This is a genomic window from Flavobacteriaceae bacterium (assembly GCA_003443635.1).
In the GTDB taxonomy this organism is placed as follows: Bacteria; Bacteroidota; Bacteroidia; order Flavobacteriales; family Flavobacteriaceae; genus AU392.
This window is the reverse complement of sequence record CP031964.1, coordinates 612,610-638,051: the sequence shown is the minus strand read 5'-3', so window position 1 is coordinate 638,051 and position 25,442 is coordinate 612,610. Positions and strand designations below refer to the sequence as shown.

At 30.0% G+C, this 25,442-nt stretch carries 23 protein-coding genes; 10 read left to right on the top strand and 13 right to left on the bottom strand.

Annotated features, from left to right (window positions below):
- Nucleotides 1-41: 41 nt before the first annotated feature.
- Nucleotides 42-1,178 carry a chromate efflux transporter gene (gene chrA / locus D1817_02805; protein AXT18834.1) on the bottom strand — a complete coding sequence of 379 codons (1,137 nt, stop codon included), beginning with the start codon at nucleotides 1,176-1,178 and terminating at the stop codon, nucleotides 42-44.
- A 162-nt stretch (nucleotides 1,179-1,340) separates the two neighbouring features.
- Here chrA and D1817_02800 point away from each other — a divergent pair, with 162 nt between their 5' ends.
- From D1817_02800 to D1817_02775, 6 genes are all read left to right on the top strand, one after another.
- Nucleotides 1,341-2,192, top strand: coding sequence for a cell envelope biogenesis protein OmpA (locus tag D1817_02800; GenBank protein AXT18833.1), 852 nt, complete (start codon nucleotides 1,341-1,343; stop codon nucleotides 2,190-2,192).
- Between the two features lie 170 nt (nucleotides 2,193-2,362).
- Nucleotides 2,363-3,196, top strand: coding sequence for a phosphate ABC transporter substrate-binding protein (locus tag D1817_02795; GenBank protein AXT18832.1), 834 nt, complete (start codon nucleotides 2,363-2,365; stop codon nucleotides 3,194-3,196).
- The gene (gene pstC / locus D1817_02790) at nucleotides 3,177-4,049 is read left to right on the top strand and encodes a phosphate ABC transporter permease subunit PstC (GenBank protein AXT18831.1); all 873 of its coding nucleotides are present in this window, start codon (nucleotides 3,177-3,179) and stop codon (nucleotides 4,047-4,049) included. Before D1817_02795 ends, pstC begins: the two co-directional genes overlap by 20 nt.
- Complete coding sequence (gene pstA / locus D1817_02785; protein AXT18830.1) at nucleotides 4,042-4,884, top strand: phosphate ABC transporter permease PstA; 843 nt, start codon at nucleotides 4,042-4,044, stop codon at nucleotides 4,882-4,884. Before pstC ends, pstA begins: the two co-directional genes overlap by 8 nt.
- On the top strand, nucleotides 4,884-5,693 hold the full coding sequence (locus D1817_02780) for a phosphate ABC transporter ATP-binding protein (GenBank protein AXT18829.1): 810 nt from the start codon (nucleotides 4,884-4,886) through the stop codon (nucleotides 5,691-5,693). Before pstA ends, D1817_02780 begins: the two co-directional genes overlap by 1 nt.
- Before the next feature lie 43 nt (nucleotides 5,694-5,736).
- Nucleotides 5,737-6,456, top strand: a complete 720-nt coding sequence (locus tag D1817_02775; GenBank protein AXT18828.1) for a hypothetical protein — start codon at nucleotides 5,737-5,739, stop codon at nucleotides 6,454-6,456.
- A gap of 68 nt (nucleotides 6,457-6,524) precedes the next feature.
- Here the strand turns inward: D1817_02775 and D1817_02770 are convergent, their stop codons facing one another.
- The 4 genes from D1817_02770 to D1817_02755 all read right to left on the bottom strand — a co-directional run bounded on the left by D1817_02770 (nucleotide 6,525) and on the right by D1817_02755 (nucleotide 11,736).
- Complete coding sequence (locus D1817_02770) at nucleotides 6,525-8,996, bottom strand: ribonucleoside-diphosphate reductase subunit alpha (protein AXT18827.1); 2,472 nt, start codon at nucleotides 8,994-8,996, stop codon at nucleotides 6,525-6,527.
- A gap of 215 nt (nucleotides 8,997-9,211) precedes the next feature.
- A complete protein-coding gene (locus D1817_02765) occupies nucleotides 9,212-10,192 on the bottom strand; it encodes a ribonucleoside-diphosphate reductase (protein ID AXT21211.1) in 981 nt (326 codons plus the stop codon).
- Between the two features lie 306 nt (nucleotides 10,193-10,498).
- Nucleotides 10,499-11,152 carry a DUF547 domain-containing protein gene (locus D1817_02760; GenBank protein AXT18826.1) on the bottom strand — a complete coding sequence of 218 codons (654 nt, stop codon included), beginning with the start codon at nucleotides 11,150-11,152 and terminating at the stop codon, nucleotides 10,499-10,501.
- Nucleotides 11,153-11,160: 8 nt separating this feature from the next.
- Nucleotides 11,161-11,736 (bottom strand): DUF3109 family protein, encoded by a 576-nt coding sequence (locus tag D1817_02755; protein AXT18825.1) that lies wholly within the window; start codon nucleotides 11,734-11,736, stop codon nucleotides 11,161-11,163.
- A gap of 112 nt (nucleotides 11,737-11,848) precedes the next feature.
- Here D1817_02755 and D1817_02750 point away from each other — a divergent pair, with 112 nt between their 5' ends.
- Together D1817_02750 and D1817_02745 are read left to right on the top strand one after the other, a co-directional pair.
- Complete coding sequence (locus D1817_02750) at nucleotides 11,849-12,427, top strand: MarC family protein (protein ID AXT18824.1); 579 nt, start codon at nucleotides 11,849-11,851, stop codon at nucleotides 12,425-12,427.
- 13 nt (nucleotides 12,428-12,440) lie between these two features.
- Nucleotides 12,441-12,638, top strand: coding sequence for a hypothetical protein (locus tag D1817_02745; GenBank protein ID AXT18823.1), 198 nt, complete (start codon nucleotides 12,441-12,443; stop codon nucleotides 12,636-12,638).
- 2 nt (nucleotides 12,639-12,640) lie between these two features.
- On the opposite strand, the gene D1817_02740 is transcribed toward D1817_02745, so the two are convergent.
- The 4 genes from D1817_02740 to D1817_02725 form a co-directional block, all read right to left on the bottom strand.
- The gene (locus D1817_02740) at nucleotides 12,641-14,236 is read right to left on the bottom strand and encodes a S41 family peptidase (GenBank protein ID AXT18822.1); all 1,596 of its coding nucleotides are present in this window, start codon (nucleotides 14,234-14,236) and stop codon (nucleotides 12,641-12,643) included.
- On the bottom strand, nucleotides 14,236-14,664 hold the full coding sequence (locus D1817_02735; protein AXT18821.1) for a CMP deaminase: 429 nt from the start codon (nucleotides 14,662-14,664) through the stop codon (nucleotides 14,236-14,238). Before D1817_02735 ends, D1817_02740 begins: the two co-directional genes overlap by 1 nt.
- Before the next feature lie 191 nt (nucleotides 14,665-14,855).
- Nucleotides 14,856-15,446: a HupE/UreJ family protein gene (locus D1817_02730; GenBank protein AXT18820.1), complete on the bottom strand. Its 591-nt coding sequence runs from the start codon at nucleotides 15,444-15,446 to the stop codon at nucleotides 14,856-14,858.
- Nucleotides 15,447-15,542: 96 nt separating this feature from the next.
- Nucleotides 15,543-17,981, bottom strand: a complete 2,439-nt coding sequence (locus tag D1817_02725) for a hypothetical protein (protein AXT18819.1) — start codon at nucleotides 17,979-17,981, stop codon at nucleotides 15,543-15,545.
- A gap of 130 nt (nucleotides 17,982-18,111) precedes the next feature.
- Between D1817_02725 and D1817_02720 the strand changes: the two genes are divergently transcribed.
- Nucleotides 18,112-18,825 (top strand): endonuclease/exonuclease/phosphatase family protein, encoded by a 714-nt coding sequence (locus D1817_02720; protein AXT18818.1) that lies wholly within the window; start codon nucleotides 18,112-18,114, stop codon nucleotides 18,823-18,825.
- 7 nt (nucleotides 18,826-18,832) lie between these two features.
- Here the strand turns inward: D1817_02720 and D1817_02715 are convergent, their stop codons facing one another.
- Both D1817_02715 and D1817_02710 read right to left on the bottom strand, forming a co-directional pair.
- Entirely contained in the window at nucleotides 18,833-19,510 is a 678-nt protein-coding gene (locus D1817_02715) for a DNA-binding response regulator (GenBank protein AXT18817.1), read from the bottom strand.
- Between the two features lie 442 nt (nucleotides 19,511-19,952).
- Nucleotides 19,953-20,324, bottom strand: coding sequence for a cupin domain-containing protein (locus D1817_02710; protein ID AXT18816.1), 372 nt, complete (start codon nucleotides 20,322-20,324; stop codon nucleotides 19,953-19,955).
- Between the two features lie 162 nt (nucleotides 20,325-20,486).
- Here D1817_02710 and D1817_02705 point away from each other — a divergent pair, with 162 nt between their 5' ends.
- Complete coding sequence (locus D1817_02705) at nucleotides 20,487-21,656, top strand: hypothetical protein (GenBank protein ID AXT18815.1); 1,170 nt, start codon at nucleotides 20,487-20,489, stop codon at nucleotides 21,654-21,656.
- A 90-nt stretch (nucleotides 21,657-21,746) separates the two neighbouring features.
- On the opposite strand, the gene D1817_02700 is transcribed toward D1817_02705, so the two are convergent.
- Nucleotides 21,747-23,900, bottom strand: a complete 2,154-nt coding sequence (locus D1817_02700) for a hypothetical protein (GenBank protein ID AXT18814.1) — start codon at nucleotides 23,898-23,900, stop codon at nucleotides 21,747-21,749.
- Nucleotides 23,901-24,011: 111 nt separating this feature from the next.
- A complete protein-coding gene (locus tag D1817_02695) occupies nucleotides 24,012-25,439 on the bottom strand; it encodes a DUF5017 domain-containing protein (GenBank protein ID AXT18813.1) in 1,428 nt (475 codons plus the stop codon).
- Nucleotides 25,440-25,442: the final 3 nt, after the last annotated feature.

The following is a 25,442-nucleotide window of genomic DNA, read 5'->3' as shown; positions in this document are numbered from 1 at the left end:
CAAAAAGCTCATCTGATATTAAGATGGGCTTTTACTTTTTATTATATAAAGGTAATTAAAGCATAACCTAAAATAGCACCTATACTAATAATCCAGATGACACTAATTTTCGTAAAAAAAGTAAAGTAAACTGAGCATAAAGCTATTGCCATTGCTTTCCAATCTAAAAGTGTTTCTTTGGTCATTACATAAAGCATTGCAAGCATAATTGCTACGGCAGCAATATTTACAGAATCCAGAAAATATCTTAAAGTTATAGATTTTCGCATTTTTGTAATAAAAGGATTCAAAATAAGTACAAATAAAAAGGAGGGTAAAAAAATACCTATACTTGCCGCTATAGCGCCCCAAAAACCAGTAAGTTGATACCCAACAAATGTTGCTGTAGATAATACCGGGCCTGGTGTAAATTGACCAACCGCAATCGCATCTATAAGCTCAGGTCTTGTAAGCCATCCTCTAGGTATTAATTCGGCATCTAAATAGGCAAAAAGCACATAGCCACTTCCGTATAAAATAGCTCCTACTTTTAAAAAAATCCAAAATACATTAACTGAAGAAATCTTTATAAATGTTGAAAAAGTGGTGCTCAATACTGCAAAAGCAGGAGTTACAGATACAGTGTTTGTGGGTGGTTTGTTTTTAAAATAAAAATAGCACATCCCAATTACTCCTGCACTTAACAACGCTATAATCTCATTAATTCCCAGAAAGCTTGATATAAAAACAAATCCTCCCAAAACACCTAATTCCCATCCTTTTAGTGCTTTTTTACCTAACTTTAAAATTGCTGAAGCTATAATTGAGAGTACAGCGGGCTTAATACCAAAAACAAAAGGTTCTATTTGAGGAAGCTGTGCATATTTGACATACAAATAAGCCAGTAATCCAGTGATTACTATTGCAGGAAAAATAAAGCTTATTCCAGCTACAAAGAGTCCTTTTTTACCTGCATATTCGTATCCACAATGCATTGTCATTTCTGTAGAATTAGGACCAGGAATTAAATTTGTTGCGCCTAAAACATCTAAAAAATGATCTCTTGTCAACCATTTTCGATTTTCTACAATTTCATCTTCCATCATTGCAATATGAGCAGCTGGACCACCAAAAGCAAAACAGCCTAGCTTAAAAAACACTTTAGCAACTTCTCTAAGTTTATTGTTTTTAGAGTTCATAATATCATTTCTTAATGACTATTGTGATGGCTAAAATAAATATAAATTGAAAGGTCATTTCTCTTTTAAAATAAACTTTTTGCGATTTTCTATTTTAAAGACAATCTCGTAATCCAAATTTACCTTAAGAACGTAACTATATAAAACAATAAAAACATAACAATGAGAAAAAGTCTAATTGTCTGTTCTACATTACTATTAATGACAGCTTGTGTTTCTAAAAAGAAATACATTGCATTAGAGCAAGAAAATGGAGAAATTAAAAGTGAACTTACTAAAACTAGAGTTGCAAAAGAAGATTTAGAAGCGAAATTTGATAAAATTCAAGCAAGAGTAGATCAATACAACTCTAAAATAAACTCTCTTACAAATGAAGTTGGTACTTTAACCGAAGAAAACAATGCCAAATTTACTGCTGTTGGTGATGTCGCTGTAATATCTAACGACACTAAACAAAAAATGCGTGAAACACTTCAACAAGTTGATGCTTCTAAACTAAGTGAAGCCAAAACTCTTAAAGATTCTATGAATTTAGCGGTATCTTATAATCTTCAAAAATCTATAGATAACAGCTCTTTAAATGAGGATGAAGATATTGCTATAGACATTGATGAAACTGTAGTAATGATATCAATTTCAGATAAAATGTTATTTAATACTGGAAGCTATAGAGTAAGCTCTAAAGCTAATACTATTTTACAAAAATTAGCAGATGTTATTAATTCTGAGCCTAGTATTGAGGTAATGGTTGAAGGTCATACCGATTCGAGAAGCATTAGTACTGCAAAAATAGCAGACAATTGGGATTTAAGTGTTTTGCGAGCAACTTCTGTTGTTAGAAAGCTACAAAACGATTATAGTGTTTCTCCTGAGAAATTAATTGCATCTGGGAGAAGTAGTTATCTTCCTATTGTTGAAAATGATACTAATGAAAATAGAAGCAGAAATAGAAGAACACGAATCGTAATCTTACCAAATATTAATAAATTTTTCGCTTTAATGGCGAGTAATTAATCCCTCAAATATTAATAAATTAATCTAAAGAAGCATCCATTAAAAATGGATGCTTCTTTTATATATAATCCCTACCTTCAAAAAAGATTGTATTATTATTTTTCAGAATGTTTTTAATGTAATCCTATTAAAAAAATACGACTAATATTAGTCAAAAATTTATTTCAAGAATGAAATTTACTTCCTCATTTATTCTACTCTTTATTATACTATTATCTTCTTGTGCTAGAAAAGAAGCTATAAAAATAGATGGTAGCACGACCGTATTACCAGTTGTAGCTCAAGCATCTGAAGCTTATAAAATAGATCACCCCGATTTAACTATTATTGTAAATGCTGGTGGTTCAGGAGTAGGAGTGAATCAGATAGGCGAAGAAAAAATTCATATTGGTATGTCTTCGAGAGATATTACTGAAACAGAAATTGAAAAATATCCCAATGTAAAGTTTAATACGATTACTATTGGCAAAGATGCTGTGGTTCCTGTAGTCTCTTCAGAAATTTACAACTCAGGAGTTACTGCTCTTACTCTTGAGCAAATTGCTAAAATATATAAAGGTGATATAAAAAACTGGAATGAAGTTGGTGGTCCAGATAGTGAGATTTTATGTATCGATAAAGAAAAATCAAGAGGGACTCGCCATGTTTTTATGAAAACAGTAATGGGTAATAAAGAAGCGGATGCTCCCGGAGCAGATCTAGTTTTAGGGTCTAATAACGAAGAGCAAACTGCTCTGGTACAAAGTGATGCTGCTATTGGTATGTTATCTAATGCATGGATTAACGAGGATGTTGTTGGTTTAAGTATTATCTTTCCGGATGGAAGTATTGTTGAACCTTCTTTAAAAAATATTATAAACGGAAATTTTCCAATTACAAGAGATCTATATTTAATTGTTAATGGTGAAGCTCAGGGAGCTACCAAAGATTTTATAGATTTTATATTAAGTCCTGAAGGACAAAAAATCGTCATAGACGAGGGTTATGTTAGCATCAACCAGTAAAATAGGAAAAGGTTATATACTTACTAGTACTACAATAAGTGCAGCAGTAATAATAGTGACTCTTGTAGTTTTATTAAGTAGCAGCTGGGATGCGATAAGTAATATTAATATTCATCTTTTTACCGTCACTTGGAATCCGCCTGCAAATCAGTTCGGTATTTTATCAATGCTGTACGGTACACTTGCAGTGACTTGTATTGCTTTATGTATCTCAATCCCTTTAGGCATTTTAACTGCCATTTTTACAAGTGAGTTTTTATCTAGTAAATACCGTTTTGCAGTTAAGTCTTTATTAGAATTATTAGCTGGAATCCCTTCCATAATATACGGATTAATAGGAATTGCGTTTTTTAGTGTTTGGTTACAAAACGCTTTTGATTTACAGTCTGGACGTACCATTTTAGCTGGAGGAATATTATTAGGTATTATGATATTACCAACCATTATTACATTATCTGATGATGCTATTCAAAACGTACCATCTAATTATAAAGAAGCTGCTTATGGATTAGGGCTTTATAAATATGAAGTCATAAAAAATGTGTTATTACCTATTGCTAAACCTAATTTAATTGGAGCTATTCTTTTATCACTAGGTCGTGCTATGGGAGAAACAATGGCTGTAATGCTTGTTATTGGCAGTATAGATAGAATACCTAATCCAATCTATAATGTGTTATCACCAGGGCAAACTATCACTTCAAAATTAGGAAGAGAAATTGGCGAATCCTCTTTTGGATCAACTCATTTTAGTGCACTTATTTTTATGGGGGTGTTTCTTTTAAGTATCGTTATTGTATTAACCATTATAGCACAACAAAAATATAAATCTAAAGAACGTTTATATGAATAGATATTTGTATAATCGTTTATTTAGTTTTGGCACTAGAGGTGCTATTCTCTTATGTGGGGTTATACTATTGTTCTTATTTGGAGTAATTGTATTTAATGGTATTTCTGCATTAAGTTTCGATTTTTTATTTACTCCATCTACTAATTTTGGAGCTTCAGGTGGTATTTTTTATCAAATCGTTGGGAGTTTGTTAATTGTAACAACAGCAGCAATTTTAGTATTTCCAGTTGCTTTAGGAACCGCAATTTTTAAAAGTGAGTATTTAAAAAGTAAACGTTGGCAAAAAATCACTAATATTTTTATTTATGGTCTTAATGGTATTCCTTCTGTAATTTTTGGAATATTTGGACTCATATTTTTTGTGAATATTATTGGTACTGGTGTCTCTTGGTTTGTAGGAGCTATTATTCTTGGTATGATGATATTACCAACTATAATTCTTTCGGCTTATAATTCTATTAACAGCATCCCTACTATATACAGAGAGAGTGCTTCTGCTCTAGGCCTTACCAAATGGCAAGTTATTACAAAAGTGCTATTACCTCAAGGTATTAATGGTGCTATTACTGGACTTTTTATAGGCTTAGCTAGAGCTATTGGAGAAACAGCTCCTATAATGTTTATTGCAACGGCTTTTTCTGGAGTATCATTTCCTAGCTCTATATACGAACCTGTTTCTACATTACCAACTCATATTTTAGCTTTAGCACAACAAGCTACCAATCCAACTGCATTACAAAATGCTTGGGGTACAAGTTTAGTTTTAATTATTTTAGTTGTTATATTAAGCACATCTGCGTTAGTTTTACGACTAAGACATAAATCCATTACCTAATGAGTGATCAAGCATTAAAAATTATACGTCATAAAAATGCTGCTAAAGAAGAAATTTCTATTTCCATAGATGGTTTTCACGTATGGATAAAGGATACTCATATTTTAAAAAATATTAATTTAGAGATTCCTAAAAATAAAATTACTTGTATTATTGGACCTTCTGGTAGTGGGAAATCTACTTTAATTCGTAGTTTAAATAGAATAAATGATGATGTTTCTGGTCTTCACACTCAAGGAAATATTAAAATAAATGACAGTTCTATAAATACACATTCTGTTGATACTGCTATGCTTCGCAGTCAAGTAGGAATGGTTTTTCAGCGCCCCTGTGTGTTTCCAAAATCTATAAGTGAAAATGTAGTTTTCGGAATACAACATGCAAAAAAATTAAGTAAATCAGAAAAATCACAAATTGTAGAAGATAATTTAAAAGCGGTGTCTTTATGGAGAGAAGTATCTCATCGATTAGACGATAAAGCAATGTCTTTATCTATTGGACAACAACAACGTTTATGCATTGCTCGTACATTAGCTCTTACTCCAGAAGTGATTTTATTAGATGAACCTACTGCTTCTTTAGACCCTGTTTCATCACGCGCAATTGAAGATATGATGTTAGGTTTAAAATCACAGTATACATTAGTTTTCGTAACTCACAATATCCAGCAAGCACAGCGTATAGCAGATCATTTAGTTTTTATATGTGAAGGTAAAGTTATAGAAAGTGGATCTGCTTCAAAATTATTTAACAGTCCTTCAGATCCTAAAACAAAGGCTTATCTTAATGATGAATATTGTGATTGTTAATTAAAGTTTTTTCATTTTGTATCTTTAAATAAATTTATACAAAATGAGAACTACCATTCTATCTTTTATCATTCTATTTACTAGTTTTTTTACTTTTGGTCAAACCTTAACCGGATCTCAACTTTTGGAAAAGGCAATTCAGTATCACGATCCGAATAATAATTGGAATACATTCAGTAACACTTTATTTGTTACAATGGAAAGCCCAAATAACTCTAATAGAGATAGTGAAATTAAAATTAATTTGCCTTCTGAATATTTTAAGGTAAAAGCAACGCGAGATTCAAATACTACTGAATATACTATCAATAAAGGAATATGTAGCTTGGCATTAAATGGAAAAACTGATCTTTCTGAAACAGTACTTAAGCAATACAATTTAAATTGTGATAGAGCAACGCTTTATAAAAATTATTACACGTATTTATATGGTTTACCTATGAAACTTAAAGATCCTGGAACTCATATTTTAGAATCGATTGAACGTAAAACTTTTAAAGGAAAAGAATATTTAGTTTTAAATGTTACTTATAATACAGCACAAAGTGATGTCTGGAGTTTTTATTTTAATCCAGAAACCTACGCTATGGAAGTATATCAATTTTTTAAAACGGATAAAAATAACAACATCATTAAAGATTCTGGGGAATATATTTTATTATCGGAAATTGCAATCATTAACGAGATAAAAATGCCCAAAATTAGAACCTGGTATTACAATAAGGATGATGGCTATTTAGGTACCGATATTTTAAAGCAATAAAAAAAGAGGAATACAGTTGTATTCCTCTTTTTTATTTTTAAGTTTCTATTTTTTAAAAACCTTATTATTTATGATCCACACATTAAGCAATCATCACCTTGTCCTTCTTTGGCTTGATTAATTAATGCTTTCATTTCTTCTGGTGTCATTGGCTCTACTTCTGCTGTTTCTTGAGCAAATTTAGCTGCTGTTTTTACAGCTTTTGCTTGTTGTTGCGCAATGACTACTGTTTCTTGAGCTTTGGTCGTTTCTACAACTGGTTCCTTTTTTGTTTCTTTAGTTACTGTAAATTTCTTAGCATCTACAGCTGCTTTGGTACGTAAATAATACATTCCTGTTTTTAAACCACTTTTCCAAGCATAAAAATGCATGGACGTTAACTTAGCCATAGTTGCTCCTTCTAAGAATAGATTAAGAGATTGTGATTGATCTATAAAGTATCCTCGCTGGCGAGACATATCTATAATATCTTTCATACTCATTTCCCAAACTGTTTTATACAATTCTTTAATATCTGCAGGGATATTATCTACATTTTGTATAGAACCATTAGCTCTCATTATTTCATTCTTAAGTCCTTCATTCCAAAGTCCTAATTCTACTAGATCTTCCAGTAGATGTTTGTTAACCACGATAAATTCTCCAGATAGTACACGACGTGTATAAATATTAGACGTATAAGGCTCGAAGCACTCATTGTTTCCTAATATTTGTGACGTACTTGCTGTTGGCATTGGTGCTACTAATAAAGAATTGCGCACACCGTGCTTTAACACTTGTTTTCTTAATTTACCCCAATCCCAAAGACCGCTTAATTCTTCGTCTTTTATATTCCAGAGATTGTGTTGAAAATCTCCTTTACTTATTGGTGAACCTTTGTAAGTTTCGTAAGGTCCATCTGCTTTAGCTTCTTCCATAGAGGCAGTAACTGCAGCAAAATAAAGTGTTTCAAAAATATCATGATTTAGTTTTTTAGCCTCATCGCTTGTAAAAGGTAATCTTAATTTAATAAACGTATCTGCTAAACCTTGTACTCCTAAACCTATTGGGCGGTGACGAAAGTTAGAGTTTTCTGCTTCTTTTACAGGATAGTAGTTACGATCTATAACTCTATTTAAATTTTTAGTGACACGTTTTGTAATTCTGAATAATTCTTTATGGTCAAACTCTCCATTCTTTACGAACATAGGTAAAGCAATAGATGCTAAATTACATACTGCAACTTCATCTGGAGATGTATACTCCATAATTTCGGTACATAAGTTAGACGATTTAATTGTTCCTAAATTTTGTTGATTAGATTTACGGTTAGCCGCATCCTTATACAACATATATGGTGTCCCCGTTTCAATTTGAGATTCTAAAATTTTCTCCCAAAGTTCACGTGCTTTAATTGTTTTCCTTCCTTTCCCTTCTGCTTCATATTTTGTATACAATGCTTCAAATTCTTCACTATGCACATCTGGTAATCCAGGGCATTCATTAGGGCACATTAAGGTCCATTCTGCATTGTCTTGCACACGTTTCATAAATAAATCTGGCATCCACATCGCATAGAATAAATCACGTGCACGTAACTCTTCTGCACCATGGTTTTTCTTAAGATCTAAGAAACTCATAATGTCTGCATGCCAAGGCTCAATATACATTGCAAAACTCCCTTTACGCTTTCCTCCTCCTTGATCTACATAACGTGCCGTATCGTTAAATACTTTAAGCATTGGAACAATACCATTACTTGTTCCATTTGTTCCAGCGATATAGCTTCCCGTTGCTCTAATATTATGTATTGCCAAACCTATTCCTCCTGCAGATTGTGAGATTTTTGCAGTTTGTTTTAATGTATCGTAAATCCCATCAATACTATCATCTTTCATTGTTAGTAAAAAACATGATGACATTTGAGGTTTTGGTGTTCCTGAGTTAAAAAGTGTTGGTGTAGCGTGTGTAAAATATTTTTTAGACATTAACTCATATGTCTCAATAGCTGCATCTAAATCATTTAGGTGTATTCCTATAGAAACACGCATAAGCATATGCTGTGGGCGTTCAGCGATTTTCCCATTTAATTTTAAAAGATAAGAACGTTCTAGAGTCTTAAATCCGAAATAATCATAACCAAAATCACGATTATAAATAATCGTAGAATCTAATACATCTTTGTTTTCTTTTATTACTTTATAAACTTCATCTGATAAAAGTGGTGCATCTTTACCAGTTCTAGGATTTACATATGTATATAAATCGTGCATCACCTCACTAAAAGTTTTCTTTGTGTTTTTATGTAAATTAGAAACAGAAATTCTAGCTGCTAAACGTGCATAATCTGGATGAGCAGTCGTCATTGTCGCTGCAATTTCTGCTGCTAAATTATCTAACTCACTTGTTGTTACACCATCGTATAATCCTTCAATAACACGCATTGCTACTTTTAAAGGGTCTACTAATTCATTTAAACCATAGCATAGTTTACGCACTCTCGCAGTAATTTTGTCGAACATTATTTGTTCTTTTCTCCCGTCTCTTTTTATTACATACATACTTTTACACTTTTAATTGTCTTTCTGAAATCGCCACTTCAGAAGGAGGGTTAGTTAGTTAGTCTATTTTTATAATAGTCTGATTTAAAACAGATTATTACATTAGTTCAATGATTAATTTTAAAAATTGGTTATTAAAACCTCAACAATAGCTTATTAACTATTGAATTTTATTTAATTTAAGTAAAATATTTTATTTATGAGTTGATTCGACACTAAAAATCGAGATCCATATTGTATTTATCCTCGTCAACTTCTTTGTTTAGAACACCTGCTTTTTGATAATCGCCAACTCTTTTTTCAAAGAAGTTGGTTTTCCCTTGAAGTGATATCATATCCATAAAATCAAAAGGATTCGCTGTATTATACACTTTTTCACATCCTAAATCTACCAGAAGCCCATCAGTTACAAACTCTAAGTATTGAGACATTAAAGTAGCATTCATACCAATTAAACTTACAGGCAGTGATTCTGTAATAAACTCTCTTTCAATATTTAAAGCGTCAACAAGAATTTCTTTAATACGCTCTTTTGACACTTTATTTACTAAGTGATTTTCGTGTAAATGAACTGCAAAATCACAGTGCATTCCTTCATCTCTAGAGATCAGCTCGTTAGAGAAGGTTAAACCTGGCATTAATCCACGTTTTTTAAGCCAAAATATAGAACAAAAAGAGCCTGAAAAGAAGATTCCTTCTACGGCTGCAAAAGCAATTAATCGTTCAGCAAAACTTGGAGATTCAATCCATTTTAATGCCCAATCTGCTTTTTTCTTAATTGCAGGAAATGTTTCTATAGCATTAAAAAGGTTTGCTTTCTCTTTTTCGTCTTTCACATAAGTATCAATTAATAATGAATAAGTTTCGCTATGAATATTCTCCATCATAATTTGGAAACCATAGAAAAATTTAGCTTCACTATACTGCACTTCATTTACAAAGTTTTCAGCTAAGTTTTCATTTACAATACCATCACTAGCAGCAAAAAATGCTAATACATGTTTTATAAAGTATCGTTCGTCATCAGTTAATTTTGATGTCCAATCTGTAATATCCTGGTGTAAGTCAATTTCTTCAGCAGTCCACATACTAGCTTCAGATTTTTTATACCATTCCCACAAATCATGATGTTGAATTGGAAATATTACAAATCGATCTTTATTTTCTTGTAAAATTGGCTCTACTTGTTCTGACATGAGTATACTTTTATAAAAATTAGCTTTTTTGCTTTGATTTGGGACTAACAAAGATTCAAAAATGTATGAGATATTTTACCTTTTTTTCAAAAACCTTTTCAACAAGTTTTTAACAATATTGTGTTTGTTTAAAAAATTAAAGATTTGTTAAAATAATTTTTATTATACTGATTATTAGGTATTTAAAATAACAATAAATATTATTATTTTGTAAGTTTTTGCTTATTAAATATGGCTCTAGCTAGTGTAAAAATCAACGTTTTCTATTAAATAAAAAACTTTGATTAAGTAGGTGAAAAATAGAATCTACAACTGCCAATTATAAGGCTTTTTTATAATTGTATAGTCTAGATGTTTTGGATTATTCAAATATTTTTTTTTAAAATCATCTTTATACCAAATAAAAATTTCAGAACACTTAATAGTTTTCTCTTTATGATTTACAAGAAATTCATTCTCTATAAAAACAGATTCTGCTAAATCAAGTTCTTCTTCAATATTATTAAATGTATAATATGCTATTGCTGGACATGATTTTGCACCACAATTTAACGCAAAATGAATTCTATAATCTAATTCTTTAACCTGAAATTGCAAGCGTTTATCATTAGGTAATATATGCATTCTGACATTTTTTCGGAGTAAGCCATGCTCTATATCATCTAACGAAAATTTATAGTTATGGATCGTAAGAGTATTAGATTTAAAAAAATCAGGATACTCCTTCATATTTGTTTTTAATCTTAACTTAATGATTAGGTAATTAGTAAAGCCATTATAGATATTAACCCAAAACGCTTTTTTCTTTTGATCATTATCTAATAAAGAAAGGTTTAATTGAGACAAAGTCTGTATAATATCGCTAAATACTTCAATTTGAATTTGCTCACCAGAGAGATAATCCAGCTTGGCTGTTTTAAGTATTCTAGAGAATTTTTGCGACCACTCAAACAGATCCATAACTACTTTTATTTACTAGTATTCATTTGTTCAGCAATTGTTTCCAATTCTGTATACCAATCTTCTCCAAATTTTCGAATCAAAGCTTCTTTTACAAATTTATAAATAGGTATTTGCAGCTCTTTACCTAGCGTACAAGCATCATCACAAATTTCCCATTTATCGTAATTAACAGCAGAGAATTCTGTGTAATCTCTCGTACGTATTGGGTATAGGTGACAAGAAACAGGTTTTTTCCAACTCACCTCTCCTTGATTATATGCTTCTTCAATAGCACAAAGCGCAGTTTTATTTTCATCAAAAATAACATATGCACAATCGGCGCCATTAATTAAAGGGGTTTCAAATTCATCAAAATCAGATATAATAGAGGTACCTTGAGTTTCGATTGCGTTTATCCCTTCTTGTCTCAAAAAAGGCTTTACTTTAGGGTAAATTTCTTTTAAAATAGCTACCTCATCTTCTTCTAACGGAGCTCCAGCATCTCCATCTATACAACAAGCTCCTTTACAGGTACTTAAATTACACACAAAGTCTTTTTTTATAATGTCTTCAGAGACTATTGTTTTTCCTAGTTGAAACATACTGCAAATATAATAGTATGATTATATGATACTCTATAAAGGTTGTAATAATTATTGCTTATTTATTTTTAATACCGACCTTTGCCTCAGATTTTAAAATAACCTAATTGTTATGCAATTAAATTTTAAAGAAATTTTTACAGCATTTATGATTTTATTTGCTGTAATAGATATTATTGGGAACATTCCAATAATTATAGATTTAAGAAAAAAAGCAGGTCACATACAGAGCGAAAAAGCTTCTGTAATTGCAGGTATTATCATGATTGTTTTCTTATTTGTAGGAAATAATATCTTAACACTTATTGGAATTGATGTAAACTCTTTTGCAGTCGCAGGTGCATTTATACTCTTCTTTATCGCATTAGAAATGATATTAGGGATCACACTGTACAAACAAGATGAGAGTACTGCTTTAACAGCTTCTGTATTTCCCTTAGCTTTTCCATTAATTGCAGGTCCTGGAAGTTTAACGACTCTGTTATCTATTCGTGCAGAATACGAAATTCAGAATATTATTATTGCAGTAATTGTAAATGTTTTATTTATTTATATAGTATTAAAAACATCTGCGAGAATAGAACGTTTTATCGGCAAAAATGGAATAAGTATTATACGAAAAGTATTTGGAGTTATTTTGCTTGCTATAGCCGTAAAACTATTTACAACTAATATTAAAGAGCTTTTATAAAAAACTTAAACTGATGAAATTATTTACTTACATATTGAGTTTAATTGCTTTAGCATTTATTATTTACAATATTACTCAAGTTGATTTTAATGCTCCTTTTGAAGGCGAAAGTATTGTAGCTGTAATTACTATAATAGCTGGATTATGTGCTATTTTATTGCTTACTATTTTAAGGGTCTCTAAGAAAATCGAGGCTCTTAAAAAGAAATAATATTAGTCTTTAGCATTATTAATGACTGACTTAACTTTACTAATCATTAAGTCATCACTATTAACAATTTTAGTATAGGCTTCTGTACCATATAATTGTTCTCCTAATGTAGCTTTAAGATATAACTTTATTTCATCGTTATAAGCGTAAAATGTTATATTACGACGTGTGATACTATTGAGATATTCGCTAAAACGCTCTAAAACAATATCATCAAATTCAAAATCATTAATAAAATCTTGCTCACTTATACCTTCAAATTTTCCTCTGTCTTTATCTAATTCACGAAAAATAAAATTAGCCATTGCTTCACTTGCAACAATACCTTCTACAGTATCACTATTTTTCTTTTTATTGATTGGTACAAACACATCTGGAATAATGCCTCCACCGCCATAAACTATTTTTCCTTTAGGTGTCGTAAACTTTAAAGAATCTGCTATTTCAATTTTATCTTCATTAGATAATTCTCCATTATCTTTTCGTTTATAATAATCATTGTAATAATTTTGATTTCCGTTTTTATACGAACGCTGTATAGAGCGTCCTGTAGGTGTATAATATCTCGATACAGTTAATCTAATTGCGCTACCATCTCCTAAAGCCATTTCACGTTGCACTAATCCTTTTCCATAAGAACGACGTCCTATAATAGTCCCTTTGTCGTTATCTTGTAATGCGCCTGCAACAATTTCACTTGCAGATGCTGAGTTCTCATTAATTAGTACATATATTTCACCTTCTTCAAAATCACCTCGCTTGGTTGCAAAAGTTTTTTCAATTTTTCCGCTCTTATTTTTTGTATATAATATGAGTTTATTTTTTCCTAAAAACTCATCAACAATTCGTTCTGTTACATTTAAAAACCCTCCTGGATTATCTCGTAAATCTAGTATGAGCTTTGTCGCTCCTTTATCTTGAAGTTTATCTAATCCTGTTTTGAATTCTTTATAGGTTGTTTCTGCAAAACGATTTACTTTTATATAACCTAAATCATTTGTAAGCATATACGATGCGTCTACACTTTTTATAGGGACATCACTTCGTTTCACATTAAATTTTAAAAGCTCAGGTTCTCCCTTTCTAAAAACTTTAAGAGTTACTTTAGAGTTTTTAACACCTCTTAGTTTTTGCACTACTCTATCATTGGTCCATTCTCTTCCATAAATAGAGTCTCCATCTGCTATAACAATACGGTCTCCTGCTTTAATACCTACTTTACCAGCTGGCCCTCCTTCTAATGTTCTAATAACTGTAACTGTATCGCGAAGTGTATAAAAACTCACTCCAATGCCTACAAAGTCGCCTTTCATGCTTTCTGTAACGCGCTGTAAATCTCTTTTAGGGATATAAGTAGAATGCGGGTCTAAATTGTCTAGTATCTTATTTACCGTGACATCTACAATACTATCAGTATTAATATCGTCTACATACTCATAGTCAATATAATCTATAAGTCTATTAAGTTTATCTTTTTTAGAATTCTCAGAAAACAAACGTCCTGATTCATCCGAAAAACTTAATTTTCCTCCAATAAAGATTCCTATAGCTACTGCTAAACCTAATAATAATGGTATGTATACTTTTTTTATCTGCACTATTTTAAAATTGGTAAATAATCTACAATTACTCCTGCTTTTCTTAAAAACTCTAATCCCGAATCGTCTTTATATTCTTTACTATATACTACACGTACAATTCCTGCTTGATATATAAGCTTACTACATTCTTTACATGGTGATAATGTAATATAAAGTGTAGCGCCTTTACAGGACTGTGTAGAGCCTGCCACTTTAGAAATGGCATTAGCTTCTGCATGTAACACATACCATTTTGTATTGCCTTGACTATCTTCACATACATTTTCAAAACCAGTAGGTGTTCCATTATATCCATCAGAAATAATCATTCTATCTCTTACAATTATCGCTCCAACTTGTTTACGTTCACAATATGATAATTGTCCCCACTCTTTTGCTATTTTTAAATATGCAGTATCATACTTTAGTTGTTTCTCTTCAGACATTAAAATACTTTTCTTTAATCTGTTTTTATTATTTTAAAAAGTCAGGTTCTTTATTATAACCTTAGATTCTACTTAACAAACCACAATAATACCACTATAATTTTTTATTCGCAGATATAATAACGAAGATAACAGGTTCGTATTTTAATTACAACCTAAGGCTATTAAAGTTTGGTAAAACTTTAACTAAATTAAGAAAGTAAATCACTCTCTATTAACATTGGAATGACTAATCCTATTACTATTGCAGAAATAACCATTACCCAATCACGCTTAGAAAACCTAAAAATAGTTTGCCCTAAAAAGCCTAAGAACAATGCTACAAATACAATAATGATTTGCGCAATTTCTATCCCTAAAGCAAATTCTATAAGGGTCATTAGCTTATTATCTGTATCGTCAACCAATATACTAAACTCTCGTGCAAAGCCTAATCCGTGTACTAATCCAAAAAATAAAGTTGTAAAAAATAAAAGTCCTATTTTTTGATCTTTAGCACGCTTACCAGAAGTAAACACATTATATAATGCAGTGATTAAAATTGTTACTGGAATTAAAAATTCTACTAATTTTCCGTTAACTGTTACAATATCATAAGCTGCTAATACTAAAGATAATGTATGTCCGAGAGTAAACATTGATACTAACACTAATACACGTTTCCAGTCTTTAAACAAATAAGGAACAGCTAGTACAATTAAAAACAAGACATGGTCATAACCATTAACATCTAGTACGTGGTTAACACCATATTTTATATTAAACCAAAAGTCATCAAACATAATTTTAAAACATTAGGGATGTTTCAAATCTATATAAATTAATATAATAATCTTATATTTTTTGTGGTTTTACGACCAAATACACAGCTCATAAAACTATTTAATCTTGTTATTAGCATCTAAACCTTCTTTTAAAAAGGCTGCATATTCTTTTTTATCTGGTGTATAGCCTACAGGTTGATTTAAAACTTGTTTACCATCTGGAGTTAATAATACATAATACGGCAAGGTATTAGATTGAAAAAATTGTGTCTGAAAATGTGACCATTTATGCCCTATAGTTTTAAGTTTTCTCACACTTCCATTTGCACGATTCACTTCTACTTTTTCACTTTCTGAAAGCTCTGTTTTATCATCTGCATATAAAGAAATTAATACAAAATCATTCTTTATATAGCCATTTATTGTTTCATCAGGCCATACATTTTCTTCCATTTTCCTGCAATTAACACAGGCATAGCCCGTAAAATCAATCATAATAGGTTTATTTACACTTTTAGCATAGGCAATACCTTCTTTTAAATCTTTAAACGAAGTTAAATTTCCTGGAGCATCTTTAGGGTATAAAAAACTATATCCAACTGGTGGTGCTAATCCACTCAACAATGTTAGTGGAGTAAATGTTTTTGTTTCTTTATTAATTCTAAAGCCAGATATTAAATAAACGGTAAATGCTGCTACTAAAATCCCGGAAGAAATCCTAAAAAAGGACAACTTTTTGATAGGCGAATCGTGAGGGAATTTAATTTTAGCAAAAATATACAGTGTTAATCCAATAAAAATAATAATCCATAAACCTAAGAATGCTTCTATTTTAAGGATCCCCCAATGTTTAACTAGGTCTGCGTTAGATAAAAACTTAAATGCTAATGCTAATTCTAGAAACCCTAGAACAACTTTAGTTGTATTAAGCCAGCCTCCTGATTTAGGCAAAGCATTAAGCATATTAGGGAACATCGCAAACAATGCAAAAGGTAGCCCTAAAGCTACTCCAAAACCACCCATACCAGCAGTTAATTGCCAAGCACCTCCATCTGTACTTAAAGAGCCTGCTAGTAGTGATCCCAATATAGGCCCTGTACATGAAAAAGAGACCAAAGCTAAAGTTAATGCCATAAAAAAGACTCCTAAAATACCTCCTACATTTTCACCTTTAGTAGTTTTTTCCATCCAACTCGATGGTAAAGTCAATTCGTAATATCCAAAAAAGGAAAAGGCAAAAAAGACAAATACAACAAAGAAAATTACATTTAAAGTAACATTTGTAGATATCTCATTAAGTATATCAGGGTTTACAGAGTCTAATAAATGAAAAGGGACACTTAATATTAAATACACTGCAAGAATAAAAAAACCATATAAAATAGCTTTAGATAAGCCTCCTTTTTTATCACTGCCTTTTGTAAAAAAGCTAACAGTTAAAGGAATCATTGGAAACACACAGGGTGTTAATAATGCTAATAGTCCACCTATAAATCCTAAAGCAAAAATATTCCAAAGTGATTTCCCTTGTTCTACTTTTACTGCCGAGGATTTAACATCTTCAGGAGACATTCCATAAAGCAGATTATTTACATTTGTATTATTAATATTTGAAGTTTCAGCATTAACTTCAGATAAATCAAAACCAGCACTTTGTCCTTTAGCATTAATGTTAAATTGAAATTCTATTTCTGGTGGAAAAATGCATTTCTCATCATCACAAGTTGTAAATAACAATTCTCCTTTTATAATCGCTTCAGATTTATTTAGTTTAATGCGTTGTATAAATGTTGCTTCGTTATAAAATTTTGAAACCTGCATATCAAACACAACATCATGCTTAGTCACTTTATTTTCGTCTGATTCTACGACACTTTCAATTAAAGTATATGCTTCATTTGTTTTAAAGGTAAATTGAGTAGGAATTGGTCTAATGTCTTTTTCTTCAATAAACTGTGAATATAATGCCCAATGCTCATTAATTGTAGCTGTAAATACCAGATCATAAGTCGTATCATCTATTTTTACAGGTTGATATGCCCATTTTACTGGTTCTAAAAGATTTTTCCCTGCTTGATTAAAGAAATTATTATTAGTTGTTTTTTCAGTAAAACTAAACTCAAATGGAACATCAGTAGGAGGAAGACAACGTTCGTCATCACAAGTCATAAAAACTAAAGATCCACTAACTACTGCTTCTGGGTTTGTAACTTTTATAATTTGCGTAAATACTGCTTTATCATAAAATTTAGATACTTCCATTTCAAATACAGAGTCATGCTTGGTCACTTTATTTTCGTCTGACTCTACAACATTGTCAATTAAAGTATATGTATCACTATCTTCAAATGTAAATGCTGTAGGTATTGGCCCTCCTTCTTCTATAAATTGAGAATATAGAGCCCAATGCTCTTCTATATTTGCTATAAACGTTAATTCGTAAGTATCTTCACTTAGTTTTTTAGATTCAAACTCCCATTTTACTGGCTCTAAAATTTGAGCAGTCCCCATAAGACTGAACAAGAATGTGATTAAAAAAATGAGTTTCTTCATTATCCTTAATTATTAATAATACAAATAACATAAAAAAAAGTACATCATCGTAATAAGGCTTCGTTAATATTAATCAATATTGATAGTATCATTATATATTTTTATATTTAAAAAATAATATACTTATATATTGAAACTAATTACATGGAATTGCCAAATGGCATTTCGAAAGAAAGCTAAATTTATTCTTAAAAAACATCCGGATATATTAATTATACCCGAAAGTGAAAATCTTGAAAAATTAAAATTTAAAAAAAATGTTTGTTCACCTAACGATGCATTTTGGTATGGGGACAATCCACATAAAGGTTTAGGTGTATATTCATATTCTGATTATAAAATTTCACTAATAGACAGACATAATCCTGATTTTAGATATGTTGTTCCTCTATCAATTAAAAATAAATATATCGAGTTTATTTTACTTGCTATTTGGGGTCAAAAACCAAATAATGGAGATAATTACGGCGCACAGACTTGGAACGCAATCAATTATTATTCAGATTTATTAAAACACAAAAATGTAATTATTGCTGGAGATTTAAATAGTAATACATTTTGGGATAAGCCAAATCGAATAGCCAATCATAGTAATATTGTAAGCAAGCTTATAATGTTAGAAATACAAAGTACCTATCATTATTTTTATAATCAAGAGCAAGGCAAAGAAAAAGATGCTACATTTTATCTCTATAAAGACATCACCAAACCTTATCATTTAGATTATTGTTTTGCTTCAACTTTTTTTATAAAAAAATTAAAAAATGTTACTGTTGGTGGTCATAAAGACTGGTCTCACTATAGTGACCATTGCCCTTTAATTGTAGAGTTTGATATTAGTTAATCATCCACTAAATAATACCTCTTTCTTGAGCTATTTTAATTAGTGCCTTGTCATTTCCTTTTTCTAGATTAAATGTCTCTTTTAAAAGTCTTTTACGCCTTTCTATAGCACTAATAGAAAGATAAACTAATTCAGGCAAGTCACTAGTTTTAATGCCTTGAGACAAATAGTACAAAATTAATCTATCTACTTTATCTAATCTAAGATCATTTGTCATATATTTTCTAATAAAACGCATCACTTTTTTACTATAATATGGAGGCTCAACTAAAACAGTCTTGATGGCATGCGTAAGCTCATTAAAATCAACATCAGTATTAATTAATATACTGTCTGGATTTAGCTCTTTTATAATAGCATTAATTCTGTGATTATCACACTTTAATGCAAATACAATAATTTTAGTTTTAGGAAATTGTTTTTTTAATTCTAAAGCTAAATCATCTATAAAAATCACTTTTTTTGTACGACATGGTGGAATATCAATATTTAATAATATGAGATCTATTAAATTATTTGGGGCTGTTTTTTTTATTTCTGCAAAAGCAACTTTACAATTTTTAACGATGTTTATATTAAAATTTAAATTTTTAAATGTATTATCAATATGCTCTAAAGCTCTTTTAAATGCATCTATAATTAATGATTGATTTTCAACTATTAGAACATTAATTGGTTTATGCATAGTTAATCTGTGTGAGGGTTAAAAAAATATGATTATTTTAATTTTTAGATGATGATGATTTTTGTTTTTACTTATTAATGACATTAAAAATTGCATTTACCCTTAAACTTCTATTTTCAACTTTAGATAAAGAAATTAAGCTTAAATTATAGATTCAAATACAATGCCACACGCAACATTGAGTAAAATGATTGTATCATCGAGTAAAGTATTGACTTGCTTTAGTTAAGTAGGTAATACAATTTTATTAATACTAGAAGTATTTTATAATTAACAGGAGGTGATTTTTATTTAATATTATGGTATGAAGCGTTCTAAAAAATTAAATGACTGCTAATTTTAAAAGTAAATAAAGGTTTTGATTTTTTTAATAAATCTATTTTAAAAACAATGATTTCTCTAATAATTATTGATCAAAAAAGACAATCATTATTAAATCTTCCTAAATATCAAAAAAATGATGATCGACATTAGCTTTTATAAACAGAATACTACCTTCTGCTACATCTTGTATTTTATTTGCTGCTGTAAATTTACCCTTCCCCTTTACAACATAATATACTTCATTTGTTTTATGAGGTGATTGCTCATCTTTTGTCCCCGCTTTAAGTATATACAATCCTGTTAGTATATCTTTGTTTTTTAAAACTGTTTTCCAAGAGCGACCATTTTCATTTAATTCGGTCATTAAAGAATCTAATTGAAATACTGTTACTTCTATTTTTTCTTGAGCAAAGCCAACGTTTATAAAGAATAAAATATAAATACCGATGTAAATGAATTGTTTCATTTGTTTAAATTTATTTATTTTCAATATTCAAGAGTAATACATTTATTGGTCTTACAAGATCAAGAACTGTTACAAAACACAAATTTATTAGTCATTTAAATTATTTACTGTTAGTCTATTAACATTCGTTAACTCTAATTATTCTATAAATTTCTTATTATTACCATTCAATCAAAAAATCACATAATGAAACGATTACTTTTTTTAATAGTTATAGTTTTATATAACTTATCTTGTTTTTCTCAAGATTTTGAAATCCCATTTGAAGAAGATGGTTGGGTATATATTCAGGTTTCGGTAAATGATAGTGAAGAAAAACTAAGTTTTGTTTTTGACACTGGAGCTTCTTCATCTGTTATCGATAAAAGTACTGCTCTAAAATTAGGTATAAAATCTAATCATCAACAGACAGTTACTGGAGCTAGTGGGAATGAAACTTATAATATTGCTCTAAAACAAAAACTAAATTTTGGTGAATTTAGTTTAAAAAATTTACCTCTTGTCATTGTTGATTTAAACCACCTAAAAGAACGTTCTGGCAGGCCTATTGATGGTATTGTAGGTTATGATATGATCTCTAAGTTTATCACGCAGTTAGATTTTAATTCGCAACATTTAAAGTTATATTCAAATATTAAAGCCGTTCCTCAATTAGAAACATACTCGAAGTTAAAGATTAGATCTATAAGACCAATACCTAAAGTATCTCTTGGTTTTACTTTAAAAAACGGAACTACATTAAAAGGTGATTTTTTGTTTGATAGTGGTGCTAATTCTACTTTAATTTTAACAAGTCCTTTTGTTAATAAACATAATTTAAAACAAGAAGTTGGTGATACTTATTATAAAAAGAGTTCAGGCTTAACATCCACTGTGTCTGAAGATTTAATTGGAAATTTAAAAAATGTAGTTTTTAATAATTCTATGTTTATTGATGTACCTATAACTTTATCTAGCTCAAAAAATGGTGTTTTGTCTCGAAAAAATATTGCAGGAATACTAGGCGCTGAAATTATTAATCGCTTTCAGATCGTATTAGATTACGATAATAATACTATGTATTTAAAGCCTAATAAATCTATTAACAGACCTTTTAAATATAATTATAGTGGGTTTACATATATTAAAAAAAATAATCGTTTTATTGTTGAAGATATTATAGAAAATTCGCCTGTAGCTAAATTAGGCATTGATAAAGGTGATGAGCTTTTAAGCATTAATAACTATAACGGAAAAGATATGCGGATTGTAAAAGATATGTTTCAACTTAAAGGAGAAACATTAGCACTTAAGGTTAAAAAAGAGGATGGTACCATTAAAGATTATAAGCTTAAATTAGAGCGGTTGTTAAAGTAATATTATTTGGAGAACATTACATTTATTAAAAAAGGAAGAAAAAAATTATATATAACTTCATTCTTCCTTTTTTAAATATTTAAACTTCTTTTAAAAAATTAAATCTGACAATAAAAATTGACGTCCTAAACTTCTATAAGATATAGTTTCTACAAAATCTGAAACTTCAAAATAGTCTAAATTATCTCTAAGTACCCTATCTATATAATCATCATAAGATTGTATTGATTCGTATCCACTTAAGTCTATTTGTTCTATTTCTAGCGATTCACTTTCTAAAAAATTAAAGAATGCTAAACTACTAAGTTCATCTGGAAGTTGCGGGATTATCACTTCTGTATTATTACTCTGACTGTCATAAACTAATGTCCAAGTATAGTTATTTCCTGGAATAGAAGCATTATTTCTTAAAAACGCTCTACCAACTGTATGAGAGCTACCCGATGTAGTTAGAATTATACTATTATTGTTGGTAAGGGTTGGGTCAATACTCCAATCTGGTCTTGTATAATCACTTAATGGAGATCCTAGTCTTTCTGTTAGAAAATTATCAAAACTAACTTGATGTCTATAAAAGGCAAAAGAATTATTTAATGGATATAAAATTGGAGTCCCTATTTGGTTAGCTCCTATATTAAACCTAAATAGTTCATGAAATACATTATTTTCTAAATCCGCTTGATTTTCAAACCCTAAAATTGTTAACGCTGGATCTATAAAAGTATTTATAGGGAAATTAAAATTTCCATCATCATTAATTATAAAATTCTCTACTGTTACATCTACCGTACTAAAATTAGCATCTTCTATAGAAAAATCAGTAGCAATGGGTCTATTTACTAATTGATAACTATAACTATTAACATTAAATGGATTACTAAAAGAGTAAAAATAAATATTATTTGTTAGTTGAGGTTGTTTTAACTCTAAATGAAATATTTCATCAGTTTGCCGGCTTCCTGAATAATCTACTCCTTCAGCATTAATGACATCACTACCGACACTTTCAAATCCTGACACATTATAATCTGTACCTGTAAAAGAAGGGAATTGATTACGCTCTCTAATATTTATAGTTCCAGGAAGAACACGTGTGAAGTTTTGTAAAGTCGAAATGCGATTAAAATTTCCATTATCAACTTCGTAAAAAGTTACCATAAATTCATCAGTCATATTAAACTCTGCAGGAGCATGTAAAACTACATCTGTTGTAGCATCAGAAATTTGTTCAGCAACTATTGGAGTTCCATCTGGATTAGATGCAAATATCCAAGATTCTATTACCGCACTAGGAACAAAATCTTGAGGTAAATTAACTCTAATTAATATTCTTAATATTTCTGTACTAATCACTATTTCATTTAAATTTCCTAAAGCATCAATGGCTATAAAAGTGAATACATTATTTCCAGTTGCAACAAGTTCTGGATCAAATTCAAATGAAAAATCATTTATATCTTCAAAAAATTGAATTCTTTCATCATTTAATAATACTTCCAACGAAGCTACTTCAGAAAAAGCATCATCAACACTTGGATTAAAATTAATAATATCATCAATTATTTGATTTTCTGAAATACTATTTATCGTAATTTCTGGTCCAGAATTATCTGCTATAAAATTTAAAGTTAGGTTAGATACATTTCCCGTTAAATCGGTTGCAGTAATCTGAATCTCATTTGTCCCGTCTTGTAGATCTAATGTTTCAATATTAACTTCATAAACCTCATCAGTGATCTCAGATATGTTATCTCCATTTATTGATACTACTACATTTTCAATTCCATTATCATCCGAAACATCAAAGGTAAGTAGATTATCATTTCCTCCTATAATTTGATCATTCTCTATAGAAACGTTTGTTATAGATGGCATTGTATTATCTACAAAAATAATTTCTTCAACAGATGTTGTATTACCAGCTGCGTCCGAAACACTAACTCTTAAGGTGTGATTTCCTGTTTCTAACGAGGAAACATCTACAGTAAGATTAAAAGGAGCTGAAACATCTTCAGCTACTTCTACACCATCTATAAAAATTTCTACTTTAGCAACGCCAATTTCATCATCTGCACTTACATTAATTTCTAGAGTGGTACTAATCATAAGTGGCTGAGTAGTATCTGTCGATAAGCTATTTAATGTAAAAACGACATTGGTAGGTGCAATTATATCTGGATCTGGATCATCGCTGCTACAGGAATACACTAAAATAAGTAAAAATAAAAGTAAAATTTTGTTCATCAGTTTTGTAAATAAAAGATTAATATTTATTGTAAACTAATAACATTTATTAGTCACCTCATAATTCTGATAAAGTTTTAACATAATTCTTACTCAAGTAAGTGTTTAAAGCTATAAACTATTAATAATAATTTCATCCAACTCATAAATTCCATTAAAAGCAGAGTCTCCATTCCCTGTATATCTAAATGCAATATAAGCCATTCCTTCAATACAAGATAAATTTACAACACCAGAATCAAACCAATCTCCAAAAAAATCATTATCTCCTACAATGAATGCAGATGGTAAGTTAATCCAAGTTGCATTTGTAATACTAGCTTCTATACCATCCCAGTCTGTAGAGAATAATAACTCTAAATTGCTTTCATTAGCAAAGCTATTAGAAGTCATAAAACGTAATGTCTCCCCATCTTGAGCATCTAAATCTATTCTTGGTGTAATTAACCAAGCAATAGAACTTACATCACCTGAGTTACGAGATCCTATTCTTGCAGAAATCCCTAATGATGGGCTTGCTCCACTAGACCTAAACGCTTCAAAAGCTTCAGTTCCTTCCTGTATAAAATTGGTCCAGCCATTACCCGAGATTCGTTGTCGTGTACGCTGATTTTCAAAATTATCTTCAAAAAGATTAACTGTGCCTTGAGTATCTGTTAAACCGCAATCTATTTCTATAGAGTCACAACGCTCTGGGTTTTCAAAATTCACATCTGAAGGTGTGTTTACAACAAAATTAAATGTGTCTCCAAAAAAGTTTTTAGTTAAAACCCCATTAATTGTTCCACTTTGTGCTGGTAATTCTAAACCTCTAAAATCCGCAAAAGTACTCGTGCTAAACACAATAGGGAGATTACTATTACAACTTTCTAAAACCCGTTCTCCATCGAACTGATCTGTAGGTTCTGAAGCATAAGTCAATGGGTTTAAGTCTAGCACTTCTGAGCGATTAAATTGTGCATTTTGCAAAGTGACATATAAATTTGTGAGATTATTGTTCAATCTATCTAATTCTATTGTTAAAGGTACTAATTCTCCCCTTTCAGTTGAGCGTTGAATAACTTCATTTTCGAGTGAAGCTGCTATCTGCCCTATAGTATTTCCATCTCTAACACCAATAGTGAAGACTCCATTTGTAGTTCCTATTGTTAATCCATCTAGTTTGACAAATAATTTTCTACCTATTTCATATCTCGCAAACAACGGATTAATATCTATAAGTAATTTAATCCCTCTTGTTGGATTTTCTAGTACATCTTGGATTATTAATTCTTCAAAAAAGTTTCCAGCTTCATCACTAGAAATCACATATCCTGAAATATATGTATTAGTGTCTTCAAATGTAAATGTGTCATCTCCATTATTTTGTGCTTGAGCTAACATCCCTGCAATTGCGTCAATTGTTATTACATTTCCGTTAATTATTGGTTCTTCAAAAATTAAATCTGGAATATTAAAATTATCATCTTGTATACAAGAAATAGTAATTAATACTATTACTTTTATCAATATTACATTTTTTAATCTATTTGTTTTCATAAT

Bases quoted from the DNA above. Each gene is read 5' to 3' on its own strand.
- pstC (AXT18831.1), top strand. From the start codon at position 3,177: ATGTTAGCATCAACCAGTAAAATAGGAAAAGGTTATATACTTACTAGT.
- D1817_02730 (AXT18820.1), bottom strand. From the start codon at position 15,446: ATGTTTGATGACTTTTGGTTTAATATAAAATATGGTGTTAACCACGTA.
- D1817_02800 (AXT18833.1), top strand. From the start codon at position 1,341: ATGAGAAAAAGTCTAATTGTCTGTTCTACATTACTATTAATGACAGCT.
- D1817_02765 (AXT21211.1), bottom strand. From the start codon at position 10,192: ATGTCAGAACAAGTAGAGCCAATTTTACAAGAAAATAAAGATCGATTT.
- D1817_02700 (AXT18814.1), bottom strand. From the start codon at position 23,900: ATGAACAAAATTTTACTTTTATTTTTACTTATTTTAGTGTATTCCTGT.
- D1817_02755 (AXT18825.1), bottom strand. From the start codon at position 11,736: ATGTTTCAACTAGGAAAAACAATAGTCTCTGAAGACATTATAAAAAAA.
- D1817_02745 (AXT18823.1), top strand. From the start codon at position 12,441: ATGAAATTATTTACTTACATATTGAGTTTAATTGCTTTAGCATTTATT.
- D1817_02770 (AXT18827.1), bottom strand. From the start codon at position 8,996: ATGTATGTAATAAAAAGAGACGGGAGAAAAGAACAAATAATGTTCGAC.
- D1817_02725 (AXT18819.1), bottom strand. From the start codon at position 17,981: ATGAAGAAACTCATTTTTTTAATCACATTCTTGTTCAGTCTTATGGGG.
- D1817_02715 (AXT18817.1), bottom strand. From the start codon at position 19,510: ATGCATAAACCAATTAATGTTCTAATAGTTGAAAATCAATCATTAATT.
- D1817_02760 (AXT18826.1), bottom strand. From the start codon at position 11,152: ATGGATCTGTTTGAGTGGTCGCAAAAATTCTCTAGAATACTTAAAACA.
- D1817_02750 (AXT18824.1), top strand. From the start codon at position 11,849: ATGCAATTAAATTTTAAAGAAATTTTTACAGCATTTATGATTTTATTT.
- D1817_02705 (AXT18815.1), top strand. From the start codon at position 20,487: ATGAAACGATTACTTTTTTTAATAGTTATAGTTTTATATAACTTATCT.
- D1817_02695 (AXT18813.1), bottom strand. From the start codon at position 25,439: ATGAAAACAAATAGATTAAAAAATGTAATATTGATAAAAGTAATAGTA.
- D1817_02775 (AXT18828.1), top strand. From the start codon at position 5,737: ATGAGAACTACCATTCTATCTTTTATCATTCTATTTACTAGTTTTTTT.
- D1817_02780 (AXT18829.1), top strand. From the start codon at position 4,884: ATGAGTGATCAAGCATTAAAAATTATACGTCATAAAAATGCTGCTAAA.
- pstA (AXT18830.1), top strand. From the start codon at position 4,042: ATGAATAGATATTTGTATAATCGTTTATTTAGTTTTGGCACTAGAGGT.
- D1817_02735 (AXT18821.1), bottom strand. From the start codon at position 14,664: ATGTCTGAAGAGAAACAACTAAAGTATGATACTGCATATTTAAAAATA.
- D1817_02795 (AXT18832.1), top strand. From the start codon at position 2,363: ATGAAATTTACTTCCTCATTTATTCTACTCTTTATTATACTATTATCT.
- chrA (AXT18834.1), bottom strand. From the start codon at position 1,178: ATGAACTCTAAAAACAATAAACTTAGAGAAGTTGCTAAAGTGTTTTTT.